This is a genomic window from Robiginitalea aurantiaca (assembly GCF_030380815.1).
Taxonomy (GTDB): Bacteria; Bacteroidota; Bacteroidia; order Flavobacteriales; family Flavobacteriaceae; genus Robiginitalea; species Robiginitalea aurantiaca.
This window is the reverse complement of the sequence record NZ_JAUDUY010000047.1, coordinates 1-362: the sequence shown is the minus strand read 5'-3', so window position 1 is coordinate 362 and position 362 is coordinate 1. Positions and strand designations below refer to the sequence as shown.

Genomic DNA, 362 nt, shown 5'->3' with positions numbered 1-362 from the left:
ATGGTGAGCAATCCATCGGTTACTTCGACGATCATGGTAGCCGTACGTACTTCTCCCGGGACAGGTGTCAAGGCCGGGATAATCGTATATCCTTCCACAGTAGCACTGTGACGGCTGTCAACGGAGGAACTGGCATCCCCCAGTCCCAGGGTTACCGCATAGGTGCCGTTGGGAACTTCAAGTTCCCAGTAGAGCTCATTGCCCCTGGGTTGCCCATTCCAACCTGAAATATTGTCCCCCTGGAAATGTACCAGGGTCCCCTCGAGCTTTTCCTGGTTGGTAGCAGCAGAATAGTCGGTCAAGCGGTTGCGACCTACGCCGCTGTCGTTGCCAGGGGCAAGGTTCGAAGCGTCAAAAGGGGT

1 protein-coding gene is annotated in these 362 nt (G+C 55.5%); it reads right to left on the bottom strand.

Going from position 1 to position 362, the window contains the following annotated elements; translation table 11 throughout:
* Positions 1-362, bottom strand: a 362-nt coding sequence (locus QU605_RS15390; RefSeq protein WP_289726212.1) for a hypothetical protein, incomplete at both ends; no start/stop codon positions are given.